This is a genomic window from Paenibacillus psychroresistens (genome assembly GCF_009728935.1).
In the GTDB taxonomy this organism is placed as follows: Bacteria; Bacillota; Bacilli; order Paenibacillales; family NBRC-103111; genus Paenibacillus_AC; species Paenibacillus_AC psychroresistens.
The window spans coordinates 4,493,448-4,509,075 of record NZ_CP034235.1; the positions used below are offsets into that span (position 1 = coordinate 4,493,448).

15 protein-coding genes are annotated in these 15,628 nt (G+C 39.1%); 5 read left to right on the top strand and 10 right to left on the bottom strand.

All coding sequences use genetic code 11. The annotated features are described in order from the left end of the window. Positions 1–153 precede the first annotated feature (153 nt). The 3 genes from EHS13_RS20695 (at position 154) to EHS13_RS20705 (ending at position 2,283) form a co-directional block, all read left to right on the top strand. Positions 154–993, top strand: coding sequence for a phosphosulfolactate synthase (locus EHS13_RS20695; RefSeq protein ID WP_155702217.1), 840 nt, complete (start codon positions 154–156; stop codon positions 991–993). Between the two features lie 66 nt (positions 994–1,059). After that, complete coding sequence (locus tag EHS13_RS20700) at positions 1,060–1,746, top strand: 2-phosphosulfolactate phosphatase (protein ID WP_227013453.1); 687 nt, start codon at positions 1,060–1,062, stop codon at positions 1,744–1,746. Positions 1,747–1,824: 78 nt separating this feature from the next. Beyond that, positions 1,825–2,283 (top strand): DUF441 domain-containing protein, encoded by a 459-nt coding sequence (locus EHS13_RS20705; RefSeq protein WP_155702219.1) that lies wholly within the window; start codon positions 1,825–1,827, stop codon positions 2,281–2,283. A 506-nt stretch (positions 2,284–2,789) separates the two neighbouring features. Here the strand turns inward: EHS13_RS20705 and EHS13_RS20710 are convergent. The 8 genes from EHS13_RS20710 to EHS13_RS20745 all read right to left on the bottom strand — a co-directional run bounded on the left by EHS13_RS20710 (position 2,790) and on the right by EHS13_RS20745 (position 10,589). Continuing rightward, positions 2,790–4,046, bottom strand: a complete 1,257-nt coding sequence (locus EHS13_RS20710) for an aspartate kinase (protein WP_155702220.1) — start codon at positions 4,044–4,046, stop codon at positions 2,790–2,792. Positions 4,047–4,117: 71 nt separating this feature from the next. Next, positions 4,118–4,675, bottom strand: coding sequence for an elongation factor P (gene efp, locus EHS13_RS20715; RefSeq protein WP_155702221.1), 558 nt, complete (start codon positions 4,673–4,675; stop codon positions 4,118–4,120). A gap of 28 nt (positions 4,676–4,703) precedes the next feature. Continuing rightward, entirely contained in the window at positions 4,704–5,777 is a 1,074-nt protein-coding gene (locus EHS13_RS20720; protein ID WP_155702222.1) for a M24 family metallopeptidase, read from the bottom strand. 42 nt (positions 5,778–5,819) lie between these two features. Further along, positions 5,820–6,269 carry a type II 3-dehydroquinate dehydratase gene (gene aroQ, locus EHS13_RS20725; protein ID WP_155702223.1) on the bottom strand — a complete coding sequence of 150 codons (450 nt, stop codon included), beginning with the start codon at positions 6,267–6,269 and terminating at the stop codon, positions 5,820–5,822. Between the two features lie 105 nt (positions 6,270–6,374). Then, positions 6,375–7,670, bottom strand: coding sequence for a GerAB/ArcD/ProY family transporter (locus EHS13_RS20730; protein ID WP_155702224.1), 1,296 nt, complete (start codon positions 7,668–7,670; stop codon positions 6,375–6,377). Between the two features lie 39 nt (positions 7,671–7,709). Beyond that, the gene (locus EHS13_RS20735; protein ID WP_155702225.1) at positions 7,710–7,892 is read right to left on the bottom strand and encodes a hypothetical protein; all 183 of its coding nucleotides are present in this window, start codon (positions 7,890–7,892) and stop codon (positions 7,710–7,712) included. Between the two features lie 2 nt (positions 7,893–7,894). After that, positions 7,895–9,064, bottom strand: coding sequence for a Ger(x)C family spore germination protein (locus EHS13_RS20740; protein WP_155702226.1), 1,170 nt, complete (start codon positions 9,062–9,064; stop codon positions 7,895–7,897). Continuing rightward, positions 9,057–10,589, bottom strand: a complete 1,533-nt coding sequence (locus tag EHS13_RS20745) for a spore germination protein (protein ID WP_227013454.1) — start codon at positions 10,587–10,589, stop codon at positions 9,057–9,059. Before EHS13_RS20745 ends, EHS13_RS20740 begins: the two co-directional genes overlap by 8 nt. A 147-nt stretch (positions 10,590–10,736) precedes the next feature. On the opposite strand from EHS13_RS20745, the gene EHS13_RS20750 reads away from it, so the two are divergent. Together EHS13_RS20750 and EHS13_RS20755 are read left to right on the top strand one after the other, a co-directional pair. After that, complete coding sequence (locus EHS13_RS20750) at positions 10,737–11,654, top strand: DUF1385 domain-containing protein (protein ID WP_405083510.1); 918 nt, start codon at positions 10,737–10,739, stop codon at positions 11,652–11,654. 70 nt (positions 11,655–11,724) lie between these two features. Then, the gene (locus tag EHS13_RS20755; protein WP_155702228.1) at positions 11,725–12,015 is read left to right on the top strand and encodes a hypothetical protein; all 291 of its coding nucleotides are present in this window, start codon (positions 11,725–11,727) and stop codon (positions 12,013–12,015) included. On the opposite strand, the gene EHS13_RS20760 is transcribed toward EHS13_RS20755, so the two are convergent. After that, entirely contained in the window at positions 12,002–13,801 is a 1,800-nt protein-coding gene (locus EHS13_RS20760; protein ID WP_155702229.1) for an ATP-binding response regulator, read from the bottom strand. The two genes, EHS13_RS20755 and EHS13_RS20760, sit on opposite strands and share 14 nt — an antisense overlap. 139 nt (positions 13,802–13,940) lie before the next feature. Next, positions 13,941–15,611: a diguanylate cyclase gene (locus tag EHS13_RS20765; protein WP_155702230.1), complete on the bottom strand. Its 1,671-nt coding sequence runs from the start codon at positions 15,609–15,611 to the stop codon at positions 13,941–13,943. Positions 15,612–15,628: the final 17 nt, after the last annotated feature.

The following is a 15,628-nucleotide window of genomic DNA, read 5'->3' on the forward strand; positions in this document are numbered from 1 at the left end:
GCCCCACTCCTTTTTCACGAAAATGAATACTAATATTTTATGCAGGCTTGTATTAATTTAGGCTTTTTTAGCCTTATTGGGCACCGCTTCATTTCAAAATGCATATGCTGATTCCAGAACGCTACCCTACAATGAGAGCGAGGAGATTCATAGATGAAAACTATTCAGCGAACAGATTGGCATCCTACACTGCTTGACCCAACAGGAACAAGAGAAGCGAAGCCTCGCATATCGGGTAAAACCATGATTATGGATAAAGGATTGGGTTGGAACGCCTTTGAGGATATGCTAGAAACTGCTGCTTCCCATGTAGATATGATCAAAATAGGCTTTGGCACTTCACCTCTTTACCCGCATCATGTGATTAAGCAAAAAATTGAAGCAGCAAAGGCAAGGCATATTTCTGTCTATCCAGGTGGAACATTTCTTGAGGTTGCTGTGGCTAATAACCTAGTGGATGAATATTTTCAAACGGTTCGTAATCTTGGTTTTACAGGGGTTGAAGTTTCAGATGGAACCATAGAGCTCGACCGCAGCGCACGAAGTCGTTTAATCCTCAAAGGCTTGGATGCGGGTTTAACGGTTTATACGGAATATGGGAAAAAGTGTTGGGGATCGACGATTGAATTGAGATCACTGATTCAAACGGTTGCCATGGATGTCCGCCTCGGTGCTGAATTGGTTACCATTGAAGGTAGAGAATCTGGTGTAGGCGTTGGTATTTTTGATCAAAATGGTGACTGTAAGGATGAACAAATTCTCGAGGTTTTAGCGAACATTCCTAATCGTAATTTATTATTATGGGAGGCACCACAAAAATCACAGCAGGTCCATTTAATCCGGATGTTAGGTCCAGAAATCAATCTTGGCAATATCGGTGCTCAAGATATATTGGCATTGGAGGCATTACGGCGAGGGCTAAGATCGGATACTTTTATTTTTCCTAACCAACCTAAAGCTGAGGAAATATATGAGCTGAATTATGATATTTAATTGAAAGGCAGAAGGTAGATGCAAATTACTGTTATACAAAGCTCAAAGGATATGAGCTTAGATTCCATGACAAATCAGACTGTGATTGTTATTGATGTTTTGCGTGCAACTAGTAATATGATCACTGCTCTTATGTTCGGCTGTATAGAAATTATTCCGCTTGAGACCATAGAAGAAGCAAAAAGCCTGAAAGTTTCAGGAGATCTATTGGGGGGCGAACGTAATTGCCTCAAGCTGCCAGATTTTGATTTAGGCAATTCACCTTATGAATACATGACGCCTCAAGTTTTCGATAAACGAATTCTGATGACAACAACTAATGGGACACGTGTGATTCAACAAGCTAATTCAGCTAAGCATGTCCTTGCAGGCGCTTTTATTAATGCACATGCTTGCGCACTAGCAGCGTTGGAACTGCAAGATGACATAACCATTCTATGTGCGGGAACTAATGATGCTTTCTCTTGGGAGGATGGCCTTTGTGCGGGGTTTATTGTTCATGAGCTTCAACAAATAACGGGCCAGTCCTTTCAAGTCAATGATTTTGGTCTTTGTATGCTAACCAGTTACTTGGAGGTAGAACAAAAGCTGAATCAGGCTCTACTGGAATCCGCTAATGGAAAAAAGTTAACTCTCTTGGGCTTTGAGTCAGACATCCTTTATTGTTCTAAAGTAAATATAATGGATGCTGTGCCTGTTCTGTATGACGGGAAGCTAATTTCGCATCGTTCTAAAAATGTTTGTCCTTCATAAACTTGTATAAATTGAACGACCGCTTAATAGCTTCGTTCAATTTAACGAATGTTTGCGTTAAGGACAAGGGGTAATGGAATGAATGGCAATATTCTGTTGGTTATTTTAATCATCATCGGACTAATTGGGCGGTCGAACATAATAACCTCGGCTGCTTGTATCCTGCTCATTGTGAAACTATTAAGTCTAGACCGTTACTTGCCTAGTATTGAACGCAGGGGGCTTGAGCTTGGATTATTATTTCTAACCATTGGTGTGTTAGTCCCTTTTGCCAGTGAAAAAATCTCTGCTCGTGATGTACTTTCTGTCTTTAGCTCTTGGCCTGGAATTATCGCTTTAACTGGCGGAGCCATTGCTACTTATATGAATGGCAAAGGGCTTGAATTGCTGAAAGTAGACCCGCAAATAATCGCAGGTCTGGTAATGGGCTCGATCTTCGGCATCATTTTTATGCGCGGAATTCCTGTTGGTCCACTTATGGCTGCTGGGATTACAGCGTTATTATTAAAGGTGGTTTCTTTCTTTTTTAAGATGTAGGGTTGGTACATAGTGATATGGAAAGCTTTAGTAGTTGATTTCCCATTTGCTGATATTGGGCATATGGAGCGATAGCGGGTAACGCCAGTTTTTGGCGTTACAGAGCGGTTGCGGCTCATGCAATAGCGGGTAAAGCCACTTTCTGGCGTTACAGAGCGGTTGCGGCTCGTGCAATAGCGGGTAAAGCCACTTTCTGGCGTTACAGAGCGGTTACGGCTCGAGAGTATATGACTTCGGACATAGGCTCCAATGTCGATTATCGACACTAGAGCCATAGAAAACCCCAAGTAAAAAGCTCCAATGTCGATTATCGACACTAGAGCAATAAAAAGCCCCAAAACAAAGGCTTTAGTGTCGATTATCGACACTAGAGCAATAAAAAACCCCAAGTCAAAGGCTGCAGTGTCGATTATCGACACTAAAGGAGAATAACCAAAACAAAAAAACATCCATTCACTTCAGTAACAAGTGAATGGATGTTTTTATACTTGCTTCTACCAAATTCCCTATCTGCGATCAGATGGCCCGCCAACAAATGCTTGCTGCTCAGCATCCAAGCCGTAAGCGGTATGTAGAGCATTGATGACCTCATGCAATCTAGCATTGTTAATCACACAGGACATTTTAATTTCTGAAGTGCTGACCATATTGATGCTGATTCCCAAAGCAGAAATAGTCTCGAACATAGTTGCAGCTACTCCAGGATGACTTACCATGCCTGCGCCAACAATAGAAACTTTAACTAAATCCACTTCAGATGTCGCTTCTTGATATCCAACCTGCTCCTGAATTCCTTCTAACACTTGCATAACTTTAGCAATATCAGCTATTGAAACAGTGAAAGAGAAATCAGCCGATCCATTCTGAACGCCGCTTTGGACTATGATATCCACATCAATTTGCTCTTTGGCTAATGCGGTGAATACGGTAGCCAATTGTCCAGGCTTTTCGGGTACAGCTATGATACTGATGCGTGCAACATCTTTGTCAGAAGCAATGCCGCGAACGACAATCCCTTGCTCCATACTGACTTCCTCCTTTACCTGAGTGCCTTCATTCTCATTAAAGCTGGAACGAACGACTAAGGCTACTTGATTGTGCTTGGCATATTCCACAGCTCTAGGATGTAAAACTGCTGCTCCTAAATTAGCTAATTCTAGCATTTCATCATACGAGATTTCATCTAGCTTACGCGCAACCTTCACTACACGCGGATCGGTAGAATAAATACCATCCACATCTGTGTAAATTTCACATATATCTGCTTTAATCGCAGCAGCCATTGCAACCGCTGTTGTATCTGAACCACCGCGTCCAAGTGTCGTAATTTCGCCTATTTCTGTCATGCCTTGAAAGCCTGCGACAATGACCACATTGTTGTTAGCAAGAGCTTCCATCACTCTCACTGGATTGATCTCGGATATACGCGCATTACCATGAATGGCTTCTGTCACCATACCAGCCTGCCAGCCTGTAAACGATACCGCTTGCTCACCTAGGTTATGAATTGCCATGGATAGCAAAGCAACGGAAACTTGTTCTCCCGTGCTTAATAACATATCCATTTCACGTGCAGGAGGTTTGCCATCATAGATTTTTCGGGATAAATCAATGAGCTCATCGGTTGAATCTCCCATTGCAGATACGACAACAACACACTGATGACCTTGCTGCTTCCTAGCTATAATGCGTTTCGCAACACGTATCATCCGCTCAGCATCCCCAACTGAGCTACCGCCAAATTTCATTACGATTAAAGACAACCCACTCACTCCCAACCTTACTTTTCACTGCTAACCGCAATAATTAAAACCAGATAGCAGATTAACTAAACCTATGCACGAGAAATATATCTGCCCTCACGAGTATCAATCAACAGTATATCGCCTTCATTAATAAACATCGGAACTTGAAGAGTCAACCCTGTTGAAAGTGTTGCATTTTTAGTAGCGCCTTGTGCTGTATTGCCTTTTACACCTGGCTCGGTTTCTGCAACCTTTAATTCAACTGTATTCGGTAAATTAATTCCTAGAATCTCACCTTGATAGCTAACGATATTTACGATCATATTTTCCTGTAAAAACTTTTGTTCCCATTCCAGCTGCTTGGACAACAATGTAAATTGATCAAAGGTTTCTGTATCCATGAAAGAATACTCGGTTCCACTTGTATAAAGGTATTGAGTTTCACGAGTTTCGACAACAGCACGAATTAAATTCTCACCGGCACGAAACGTTTTTTCTACCACATTCCCGTTACGAATGTTCTTTAATTTAGAACGGACAAATGCCGCTCCTTTACCTGGTTTTACATGTTGAAAATCGGTTACTGAGAATAAATCGCCATCTACTTCAATCGTTACACCTGTTTTAAAATCGTTTACTGAAATCACTTGTGTTTCCTCCTGTATTATGGGTTATTTAATCAATCACAATAAAATCCTTAGACGAATGGGTCAATATGCGAATTCCGTTTTCCGTAAGGACAACGTCATCTTCAATTCGAACACCACCGAAGCCAGGAATATAAATGCCGGGTTCTACGGTTACAACCATGCCTGCTTCTAGAACAACATCACTCTGGAAAGACAATCTAGGCGCTTCATGAATTTCCATACCCAATCCATGTCCTGTACCGTGTCCAAAATGATCGCCATAGCCTGCTTTGCGAATAATATCTCTGGCTACTGCATCAGCTTCTCTACCTGTCATTCCCGGCTTGAGCTTATCCAATGTCTGCAGCTGTGCTTCCAAGACTATATCATAAATTTCTTTATGTTTGTCAGTTGGTTTTCCTAAAACAACGGTTCTAGTTAAATCAGAACAATAACCGTTATAATAGGCGCCAAAATCAAGCTTTACAAATTCATTGGTTTGAAGAATTCGATCACTCGCTACGCCATGAGGCAATGCGGAACGTTCTCCAGATGCAACAATTGTATCAAATGAGGATGATGTTGCGCCATGCTTCCTCATGTAAATTTCCATATCCAAGGCTATTTCTTTTTCAGAAACACCTGATTTAAGCTTGGTCAATATGTAAGAAAATGTTTGATCTGCTAAATCTGCAGCTTCCTGCATGATTATCAATTCGGCCGAATCTTTAAACATTCTCAGCTTCTCAACAAGTTGATCAGTTGGTACAAGTTTAATGGGATTCAGAACCGCAGCATAGCTTTGATGCAACCCATAGGTAACCTCATTCTGTTCAAAGCCAACCTGTGTTATCGCGTATTTAGTTAATATTTCTTTGACAGTCTCTATTGCCTTCGGTCCATGCTCGATGACTTCGTAGTAATGTGCTTGAGCAGGCGCTTGTGTCATATAACGAAAATCTGTTAATAAAATGGCTTGATTTAATGTAATGATTAAATAACCCGAAGAGCCTGTAAACCCGCTTAAATATTTTCGATTAAAAGCATTTGTGATAAATACAGCGTCAAGCTTCTGCTCTACCATTGCTTCACGTAACTTGAGCAACCTAACCTTCTCCATGCCTATTCACCTATTCCCTTGTATACAGATAATGGACAAATATTACAATCGCCCGTTAACAGTTAGATGCTTTGCAAGCGCAAGCAGCCCGAGCTCATAGCTATAAGCTCCAAAGCCGGCAATTTGACCGACTACAACCGGTGCTGTAACCGATTGGTGACGAAACGACTCTCTTTGGTGAATGTTCGATAAATGTACTTCAATCGTTGGTAAGCTCACTGAGCTTAGCGCATCCCGAATCGCATAGCTATAATGCGTAAATGCACCTGGATTAATCACAATTCCATCTTTAACCCCAAACGCACGCTGGATTTGATCAATGAGTTCACCTTCATGATTCGATTGAAAAATTTCTAATTCCATATCATGCTGATTAGCCAGCTGTATGAGATTCAGATTTATCGCCTCAAGCGTTACGGAACCGTATACGCCTGGTTCTCGAATGCCTAACATATTGAGATTAGGACCATGTAAAACCAAGACTTTTTTCATGTGGAATCACCTGACCGATCCTACTTCTTTTTAACGTAGACATTTTACCATAGGAAGCTAGGCTTTGAATAGCTTTAATATTTTTATGGTAGATCTATAAACTCTTTAGTTGGGATCCCTGTTTAATTTACTGAATTCCCTAATTGATAAAACCATAGCCAGTAGGATGAAAAAAGTAAATGAAATACCTAGAATAATACCATTCATACCCGTTTTATGACTAACCACATCATTGAGATATATAGCCGCTGTGCATAAGAAAAGCGATATCCAAACAAATCGTCCATGTTTCCAACGATCCTTAATCTGAGCGACATTGGATTTCCGAATCACAAGAGCAGCTAAAATAACTCCAAAAAATACAATATGAACAAAAAGAGTAACAGGAACTATTCCATAAGTGTAAGAATTAATAACTTCAGAAATATTATCAAACGATAAAATAGGTACCAGAATGACCAAGCAAGCAAGTAAGCCGTTATATTCTTTATAGCTTTTGGATTTTGTAAAGGATGCCAATCCAATTAGAATTGCAAGATAAAGAATAATGTATTTAATAAACACATTAGGCAACCACAGAGACATAATGAATAAATCTACGCGATCCAAAAAATCAGTTATATGTACTTGTTGAACCAAAAACCAGCCAATAAAGATAATTTTTGAGGCCGTTATATGTCCAAAAACTGCGATTATTTGGCAAAGCTCAAAAATAAGCATGAATCCCGAAATAAGAATTCCAGTTTTCATGGAAACATAAAATCCACGAGCGTTTTTAATATTGTTGAGAAAGGCTCCAAAGACTACAATATCGCCAAAAGAACCCACGCCTAATAACCCACTTTTGAAGATAGCATGCGAGCCTCGAGCTAAAATTGGCTGCAGCTTAGCCATATCAATTTCGTTAATCAATAAAACCGGTAATAAAAGCAATACAATAAAGAGAATAGGGTAAAACAAGCTTGCAATTCTTGCCACTTCTTCAATAGTCCCACTGCCGAAATACATGATTAGTCCAATAGTAATTAAAATAATAAATTCAATAGGGGTCCGTTCAAGGATCCCTGTACTAAAATAATCAGCATATACTCTTATGTTTATTACAAGGTCACAAAAGAGATATACAATAAAAATAATGTTTAGAACCCCACCTAAAAATTTACCGCAGAGGCTTTTTGAAATTTCAAAAATGTTTTGTCCAGGCATACGCTTCATAATTATAAATAAAACTAAAGCTATTAGAAGGCTATAAACAATTGGGAAAAAGAGGGAAATCCATGCATCTTGTTTAGAAGTTTCTGCCAACCCCCTAGGTAAAGTAAGCAGATTTGACACAGATAATTGAGCACAAACCAATAATACAAGCTGGTAATTGCTAATATATATTTTCTTAATAGCCACTTTCCCACCCCTTTCAAATTTGAATCCCTGCCTTTTATGCTAAAACCACTCCGCTGGAAAAGGCAATTTTAGATGAAACAAGTACATAACCAACAGAATCATATTAAATGTGCCTAACAGGATTAAGAGAAGCTTATCTGAACCCGTATTTAATGCTCTCCAGTTTGTATAGAGAGTGTAAACCAAGAATGCAAAAAGGATAAGTAAAAAGCTTATTCGCATAATCAATTCCCCTTCTTTACCATATTTCCACTAAGTGCACCAATATCATAAATATGTACTTTTGTTGTAACCTTGAAATTTGTTTTAGCAAATACAGTATTCCATTGCGGCTCCCAATCCTTGGACCATCTCTCCGGATAATGTCTATTAAGAATTTGGCCGAAGCCTACAACATCGCTGCCTTTCGTTTTTAAGATATCTAATACTTGCAGCAGATCCTTTTTCATTTGTGATTCAATTATCTTTTGGAATTTAGGCATTTCTTCAAAAATATCCTTTGTGCTTAAAAATTCATTGATATCCGCCATGGCGACCACAGAAATTTCAAAATTAATTTGATTCCCGTTTATTATTGGCTTTATTACCGTTTTAACATTACGCACTTGGTAGGAGAACCTTTCACCGTCAATTTTCAACCTTTGAGAATACATTGAAAATTTTGGTGCGAGGAGACGCAAAGCTAGTGCATCATTGTTCTTTAAGACAGCTACTTCTTTTCCGTTATTAGTTATAGCGAAACCTGTTGATACAATTTCATCCGATTTATTGCCATTGGTTTCTGCTTTATTAAGTTCTAAATAAGGGATGAATGCATCTTTTCCAATCAAGTTCATATTCGTAATTATATCTTTTTCTGAAGTCTTAATTGTAGCATCCGATTGTAGAAGCTCCCTCATCAGCTCGGCGGAGAATCGTTCAAGCTTAACCTTTGCACCCAAAAGGTCCATAGCTTTACCTTTTGTTACGGCCACAAACGTGGATAGCCGATTTTCTGGTCTATCAGCTAAGTAATTCATTGGTATGGTCATTCCATCTTTTGCAATATCTTCTCCAAATAACAGAACACGTCGATGCGCAAAAAATATTTTTCTAGGCAGCCGAGATTGTATTTTATCAACTGCTTCCCATATCGTATTCGCCGCTTCAGTCTCAATAGTATAAGGCTCTACACCGCCTGTACCTCCGCCCCCTCCACTGGCCCCTCCCATATTTCCAGGTAAGGGAATAAGGATGCTAATCCGATATAAATCGTTTTCTTTATCAATTGAAGATGCTAATACGAAGGCTACATCATTAATTTCTCTGCGGTCCCAACAACCGCTCAATACTAAAGGGCATAATACAAAAGGGAATATCCATCTAAGATGTTTTAACAAAGAGCTATTATTCATTATTTTCAGCTTCTCCAATCTTGCCCTTTTTCTCAGTCATATCCCCGATTCTTACCTTATTAACTGACTTTAAGAATGCCGGGCGTTTTTTCATAGCCCACCAAGGAGCTCTTATTGGAATATCTTTAAAATCACTGATCGACAATGGAGCAATTGGCGATAAATAAGAAACGCCAAAGGAACGAAGCCGTGCCATATGGCCCATGATGAACATGATCCCAATTATAAGACCGAGTAGACCGAAAATGGACGAAATGATCATCAAGGGAAAACGCAGAATTCTCACAGAAATAGCAGCATTATATTTAGGAAGTGAAAAAGAAGCGATCCCTGTAACTGACACAACGATTACCATTGGCGCTGAGACAATTCCAGCTTGAACGGCAGCTTGACCCACTACCAATGCCCCAAGAATGCTCACCGCTTGGCCTACAGCCCTTGGCAAGCGTATCCCGGCTTCTCGTAGCGCTTCAAATGCAAACTCCATAATCAAGGCTTCGACAACTGCAGGAAATGGAATCGATTCCCTTGAAGCTGCAATACTTAAAAGTAAACTGGTTGGGATCATTTCAGAATGAAAGGTAGAAATTGCGATATAGATCGCAGGCGTGAAAAGTGCGATAAACAAGAGAATTAACCGTAAGATACGCAGCAGTGAGCCTATATAAAACTTTTCATAATAATCCTCACTAGCTTGGATCCATTGCCAGAATACGATCGGTGCAAGCAGTACAAATGGGGTGCCATCCGTAATGATAGCAACTCGACCCTCAAGCAATGCTGCCGCAACAGTATCCGGACGTTCTGTATATTGAAGCTGTGGGAAAGGCGAGTAACCGCTGTCTTGAATTAATTCCTCTAAATAACCGCTTTCTAGAACACCATCGATTTTTATTCTTTCAATTCGTGCAACTACCTCTTTAACCAATTCAGGATCAGCCAGACCATCAATATAAGATACGACAACATTAGTATTGGTTTGCAGCCCAACTACCATCGGCTTCATTCTTAATCTAGGCGACTTGATTTTTCTGCGAATTAAGGAGGTATTTGTTCTAATTAATTCGTTAAAACCATCTCTGGGGCCACGAATAACCGATTCCGTTTGTGGTTCCGATACTGTGCGGTGCTCTCCGCCCCTCAAACCCAGATTTATGGCGGTTTGATTACCATCTACGATAAACGCAGTATCTCCAGAAAGAATGCCATTCAAGAGATCCATATAATTTTCAATTACCATTACTTGAGCAACTGGCAAGGAATGAGTTTGGATTTGTTTAATAATATCTTCATTTCCTTCAAGCACCATCAAGGTTTTCATGGCATTATCAACGGCATCTGTCGTAATCAGACCATCAATGTATACGAATAATGCAATGGGGCCTTTTTCAATCTCGAATTCCCTGATTACAATATCAGAGCTATCTTTGAATATTTCGCTCAAATACGCTTTATTGTCATTTAAAGTATTAAATATCGGTACGGATTTATAGTCTTTAATGGTTGTTTTATCCGTTAAGTCCATTGTTAACACCATCCAACTGAGTGAATTATGTGTAGATTACCCAGATAAATTTGATATTATACGAGTTGATGAGCAACAAGTGGTAATCCACCTATAAATTCGGTACAATAGAAAAGTACAACATCTATAGAAAAGAAGGTGCGCGTTTTGTCACAAACCAATAGTGTATACGGTGGTCAGGCTGTTATTGAAGGGGTCATGTTTGCAGGACGATCCGTGCACGTTACAGCAGTTCGTCGTAAAAACAATGAAATCAGCTTTTTGGAAGTACCTAAAACAGAAAAAGGCTGGGTGCGCAATTTAAAGAAGATTCCTTTACTTCGCGGTTTAGTTGCGATTATTGAAGCTAGTGCTAAAGGTTCTGTTCATCTTAATTTTTCTGCTGAGGTTTATGCGGAGGAAGAAGGAGAGGTTAAACAGGAAGAGCCTTCATTTTTCGGTAAAATATCTCTATATCTCGGTGTTGCAGTAGTAGGTGTGCTTTCTTTTGTCGTTGGTAAATTATTCTTTACCCTAATGCCACCCGCTATCGAATATTTAGCATTCAATAATTTGTTTGAAGGTCGAATCTACCATAACCTATTAGAAGGACTTATTAAAATTATTTTTCTTGTAGGCTATATTTATGTAATATCTCTAACTCCACTGATTAAAAGATTGTTCCAGTACCATGGAGCTGAGCATAAAGTAATCAGCGCTTACGAAGCAGGCCTTGAGCTTACCGTACGAAACGTGCAAAAATTCAATACGCTGCATTACCGTTGCGGCAGCAGCTTTATTATTCTAACCGTCATTATCGGTGTTATCATTTATTCTTTTGTTCCTTATGACACCTTTATGGAGCGAATTATCCAAAGGCTTATTTTATTACCCGTGGTAATTGGGGTATCCTATGAAGCACTGCGGATTACTAATGCACTTCGTGATATTCCTGTACTTCGTTACTTGGGTTATCCTGGATTATGGCTGCAGAAATTAACGACCAAACAACCAGAAGATGCTCAGGTTGAGGTTTCCATTGCATCATTCAATCGCATGAGAGAAATTGATATGCGTAACGCTTAGGTTACTAAGGTAAACTCAGCCTATGCTTACGTAGAAAGTTTTCTTACGAAAACTCAAGGGAGGAATTCAAATGAAAAGAAGACGTTTTTCGATACCTACTCAGGTTATTATCGGATTGATCATCATTGGTCTTTTGGGGAGTATTATTCGTTCGCCTTCCAGTTACTTAATTCCACTATTCATTTTTGCCGCAATTTTTATTTTGTACAAATATCCACCTAATGGATTGATTCGTAAAGGCAGCTCCAAAACATCGTACACGTATCAAAACAAAACAAGGGAGAAGAAAAAGCCCTCTCCCTTCCGTGTTATTCAAGGCAATAAGGATTCATCGGATGATGATACCCCTAAATTTCACTAAATGTTTCTTTTGGAACCAGCTCGATTTCTAAATAAGTTGGCTTAGCAATTACGTTCTTAATATTCATCCCTCGAAGTACTAATGACGAAACGATCGATACATCTCTTTCTGAGAATAGATAAGTATGCTGATGTGGTTTATTCATCATATAGGATATGGAGCCGGCAATGGCTTGTGTATCGATCGTTTTGATCAGCTGTGCAATGATTTCAAATTCATTGGAATCTCCAAATGTCTCCAAAGACCTGAATATAATAACAGGAACTTCAATAAACCCAGAAATTTCATGCAGCTTATCTAAGATCCCCCACCCCGAATTTAACCCTTGTAAATTCAAATCAAGAAAAATCATCGCAGGCCTATTATCAGGATTACAGTGTTCTAACGCCAATATACATTCTTCTGGAGTATCTAAATGCACAAAAGGAAAATTCAATTGCGTAAAGCTGTTAAACATGAATTGCGCAATGGTATCATTATCTCGAACAACAACCATTTTCTGATGAAGATCAACCACCTCATACGCAGGCAATTCCACTGAGAAGATACTTCCTTCTCCTAATACAGACGTAAAGCTAAGCTGTCCACCAAGCTTCTCAACGATTTCTTTACAGATAGCCAACCCTAAGCCTGTCCCGCCCATCTGCCTTCTATCCGAGTTATCTACACGATAAAACTTAGTAAAAAGCTTACTTTTCGCTTCATCTGGAATCCCAATACCACGATCATGGATATGGATCGAAACATTCTTTTGATCCAGCTCAACTATTATTTGAATGTTTTCATTGTCAGGAGAGTATTTAAGAGCATTGTTAATCAGATGATTTAATACCTGACGTAATCTATTCTCGTCTGCACGAACCAAAATTGTTTTTGCTTGCAGCTGAAGCTGTATATGACATCCTTGCTTTTCAGTCCATTGTTCAACAATTTCAGCTAATAATATATCTAAGGCCAAAGGTGTAATATAGTATTTTTGTTGTCCAGCCTCCATTCGCTGCAAATCAAGGAAATCATTAATTAAATCAGATAACCGAATCGCTTCATTATAAATCGTCTGGTGGTATTTTTTGCGCTTATCCGCAGAAACTTCACGATACAACAAGATTTCAACAAAGCCTAAAATACTGGATAATGGCGTTTTTAATTCATGGGAAACAATGCTGATTAATTCATTTTTCATCTGTAAAACTTTTTCTCCCTCGCTCCGATCACGAAAAACAAATAAATAAGCAGGAATTGAATTAATAATTTCCCCTTCAATTTTAGTAGCATTTAACTCAAAATATTGATCCTCCTCATTTGCAGAAGAAAATTTGAACTGAAAAGTCAGACTGCCACTGCTATCATTGGTTAAGTACTTACTAATAGACTCTTGCAAGCTGTCTGATTCTGTACAGTAAATACGCATATCCTCGCAAAATGCTTTAAGCGTTGTAACAACCTTGTCCTCAAGCTTAAAGCAACTTTTAAAATTAGAATTGGAATACTGAATATTCCCCATTTTATCAGCTATAAGAATCGATTCTTGAGTAGATTCCATAATCCGCCGAGCTCGTTTTTTCTCTTGATTAAGCTCATCTTTGAGTGTAAGAACAACCTTATCTTGCTTTGAATTGTTGATTAATAAATATGCAATTAAAGAAAAAAAACCTAGACCAATCACCTGTAATCCACTTGTTGAAATAGTGATTTCCCAGAAAAACAAGCTGGACACCCCAAACAATAGCAAAATACATAATAAGGTGATTAATCGGGTTGATGCTTGGATCGATTTTATGCGCATAGTTTACCAAGCACCTCGTTATGATATCTTTACTGGTAACGGGCAACAATTAACGATTCCATTCCTGTAGAACGCGAGATTTCTCGCGGATTTCGTTCGAATGGAAAAGCAACAAGTTGCCCGTTAACAGTATACTTCTTTATTCTAACTGCAGAATTTTTTTCACTTTAGCTTCTAGTTCTATCATCGAAAAAGGCTTAGAAATATAATCATCCGCTCCAAGCATCAATCCTCGTGCGATGTCTTCGTCATTGATTCGTCCTGATAACATAATAACTTTCATTTCTTCATTTAAAGCTTTCTTATTATCTCGAAGTGCAAGCAATAAGCCAAACCCATCCATCTTAGGCATAATCGCATCGAGTAAACAAAGGTCAACTACTTCCGTGATAAGAATTTGCAAGCCTTCCTCCCCATCTGTAGCTTCCATTAAATCTACTGGAAGATGAGCTAGCTTAGACATCAGAATAGCACGAATCATACGATCATCATCAACAATAAGTATCCGTTTTCTAATGGCTGAAGTCGACACTTCTTCTAGCGAATAATCATAAAGCAAACATCGATTGCGTCCTTGTTCTTTAGCTTTATACATGGTTTCATCTGCCACTTGAATCCATTTTTGCACATCAACGCCAGGCTGCCATTGCGCTATTCCTGCTGAAAAAGTAATGTTATAGGCTTGTCCTTCATGCTCAGTTATTGGCGAGCGGCGAATTTTATCCAAGACAGCTTGAATAAGGGCAGCTGCTTGCTGTCCAGTGGTATTGGGGAATATAATCACAAATTCTTCACCACCAAAACGTGCTACCAAATCTGTTGAGCGAACATATTCTTGCAGAGTATGGGCCATTGCCTGAAGCACTAGATCGCCGATGGAATGCCCGTATGTATCATTAATATTCTTAAAACGATCTATATCAATAAAAGCTAATGATATAGGTGCAGGGAAACGTTCTATTCGCTTCAATTCAAGCTGCATTTGGTTATCGAAATAACGTCGATTGAATATCCCTGTAAGCGGATCCCGAAAGGCCATCTGTGAAAAAATCATCGTCCTGCGTAATAAGCTGAAAATCCGCGCAGCCAGTTCCTCATATTGAAAAGGCTTGGTGACATAATCATCAGCACCAAGCTGCAAACAGCGTACTTTATCTTGTAAATCATTTTCTCCGGATAAAACAATTAACGGCAACCATTTCAAAGTAGGATCTTCCTTGAGGAAATAAAACAAGTCATAGCCTGATTGAGGATGCATTCGTAAATCCAAAGTAATTAAATCATATTTATTTTGGTAAAGCTTTGCTTTTGCATTGTCAATATTATGTACTCCATCTGCTATATACCCATCAGACTGCAAGCTTTTAACTAAATAAGAACGTAATGCTTCATCATCATCCACAATTAGAATGCGACTGCCCGGATGGGCGGAAACCTGAATAGTAGATACAGGCTCATCCCGATCAACTTCGATCATTTTTTTACTTATTTCATACTCTTCAATTAATTCGTGAACAAGCGTCAGACTACTTGCAATAGCAGATGGGATTAACTCTTCAGAAAGATTGATGTCTTCTCTATTAACCCATTCCCACTTTTTCACAAGCTGGTCTGCAATATGTCCAATTCGAATCAAGCCAAATACAGGAGCGCTGCCTTTTAAACTATGTACTAGACGATATATATGCTGTGCTCTGAGAAAATCGACAGAACCATCTTCGAGATTATCTAAGATGGTTATCTTTTTACCTAATTCATTTATAAGTATTTTGCGTCCTACTTTGATTTTATTGCCTTGAACTGGATCCATTTACACTTCACATCCAA

Bases quoted from the DNA above. Each gene is read 5' to 3' on its own strand.
- EHS13_RS20695 (WP_155702217.1), top strand. From the start codon at position 154: ATGAAAACTATTCAGCGAACAGATTGGCATCCTACACTGCTTGACCCA.
- EHS13_RS20700 (WP_227013453.1), top strand. From the start codon at position 1,060: ATGACAAATCAGACTGTGATTGTTATTGATGTTTTGCGTGCAACTAGT.
- EHS13_RS20705 (WP_155702219.1), top strand. From the start codon at position 1,825: ATGAATGGCAATATTCTGTTGGTTATTTTAATCATCATCGGACTAATT.
- EHS13_RS20720 (WP_155702222.1), bottom strand. From the start codon at position 5,777: ATGGAGAAGGTTAGGTTGCTCAAGTTACGTGAAGCAATGGTAGAGCAG.
- aroQ (WP_155702223.1), bottom strand. From the start codon at position 6,269: ATGAAAAAAGTCTTGGTTTTACATGGTCCTAATCTCAATATGTTAGGC.
- EHS13_RS20735 (WP_155702225.1), bottom strand. From the start codon at position 7,892: ATGCGAATAAGCTTTTTACTTATCCTTTTTGCATTCTTGGTTTACACT.
- EHS13_RS20740 (WP_155702226.1), bottom strand. From the start codon at position 9,064: ATGAATAATAGCTCTTTGTTAAAACATCTTAGATGGATATTCCCTTTT.
- EHS13_RS20745 (WP_227013454.1), bottom strand. From the start codon at position 10,589: ATGGACTTAACGGATAAAACAACCATTAAAGACTATAAATCCGTACCG.
- EHS13_RS20755 (WP_155702228.1), top strand. From the start codon at position 11,725: ATGAAAAGAAGACGTTTTTCGATACCTACTCAGGTTATTATCGGATTG.
- EHS13_RS20760 (WP_155702229.1), bottom strand. From the start codon at position 13,801: ATGCGCATAAAATCGATCCAAGCATCAACCCGATTAATCACCTTATTA.
- EHS13_RS20765 (WP_155702230.1), bottom strand. From the start codon at position 15,611: ATGGATCCAGTTCAAGGCAATAAAATCAAAGTAGGACGCAAAATACTT.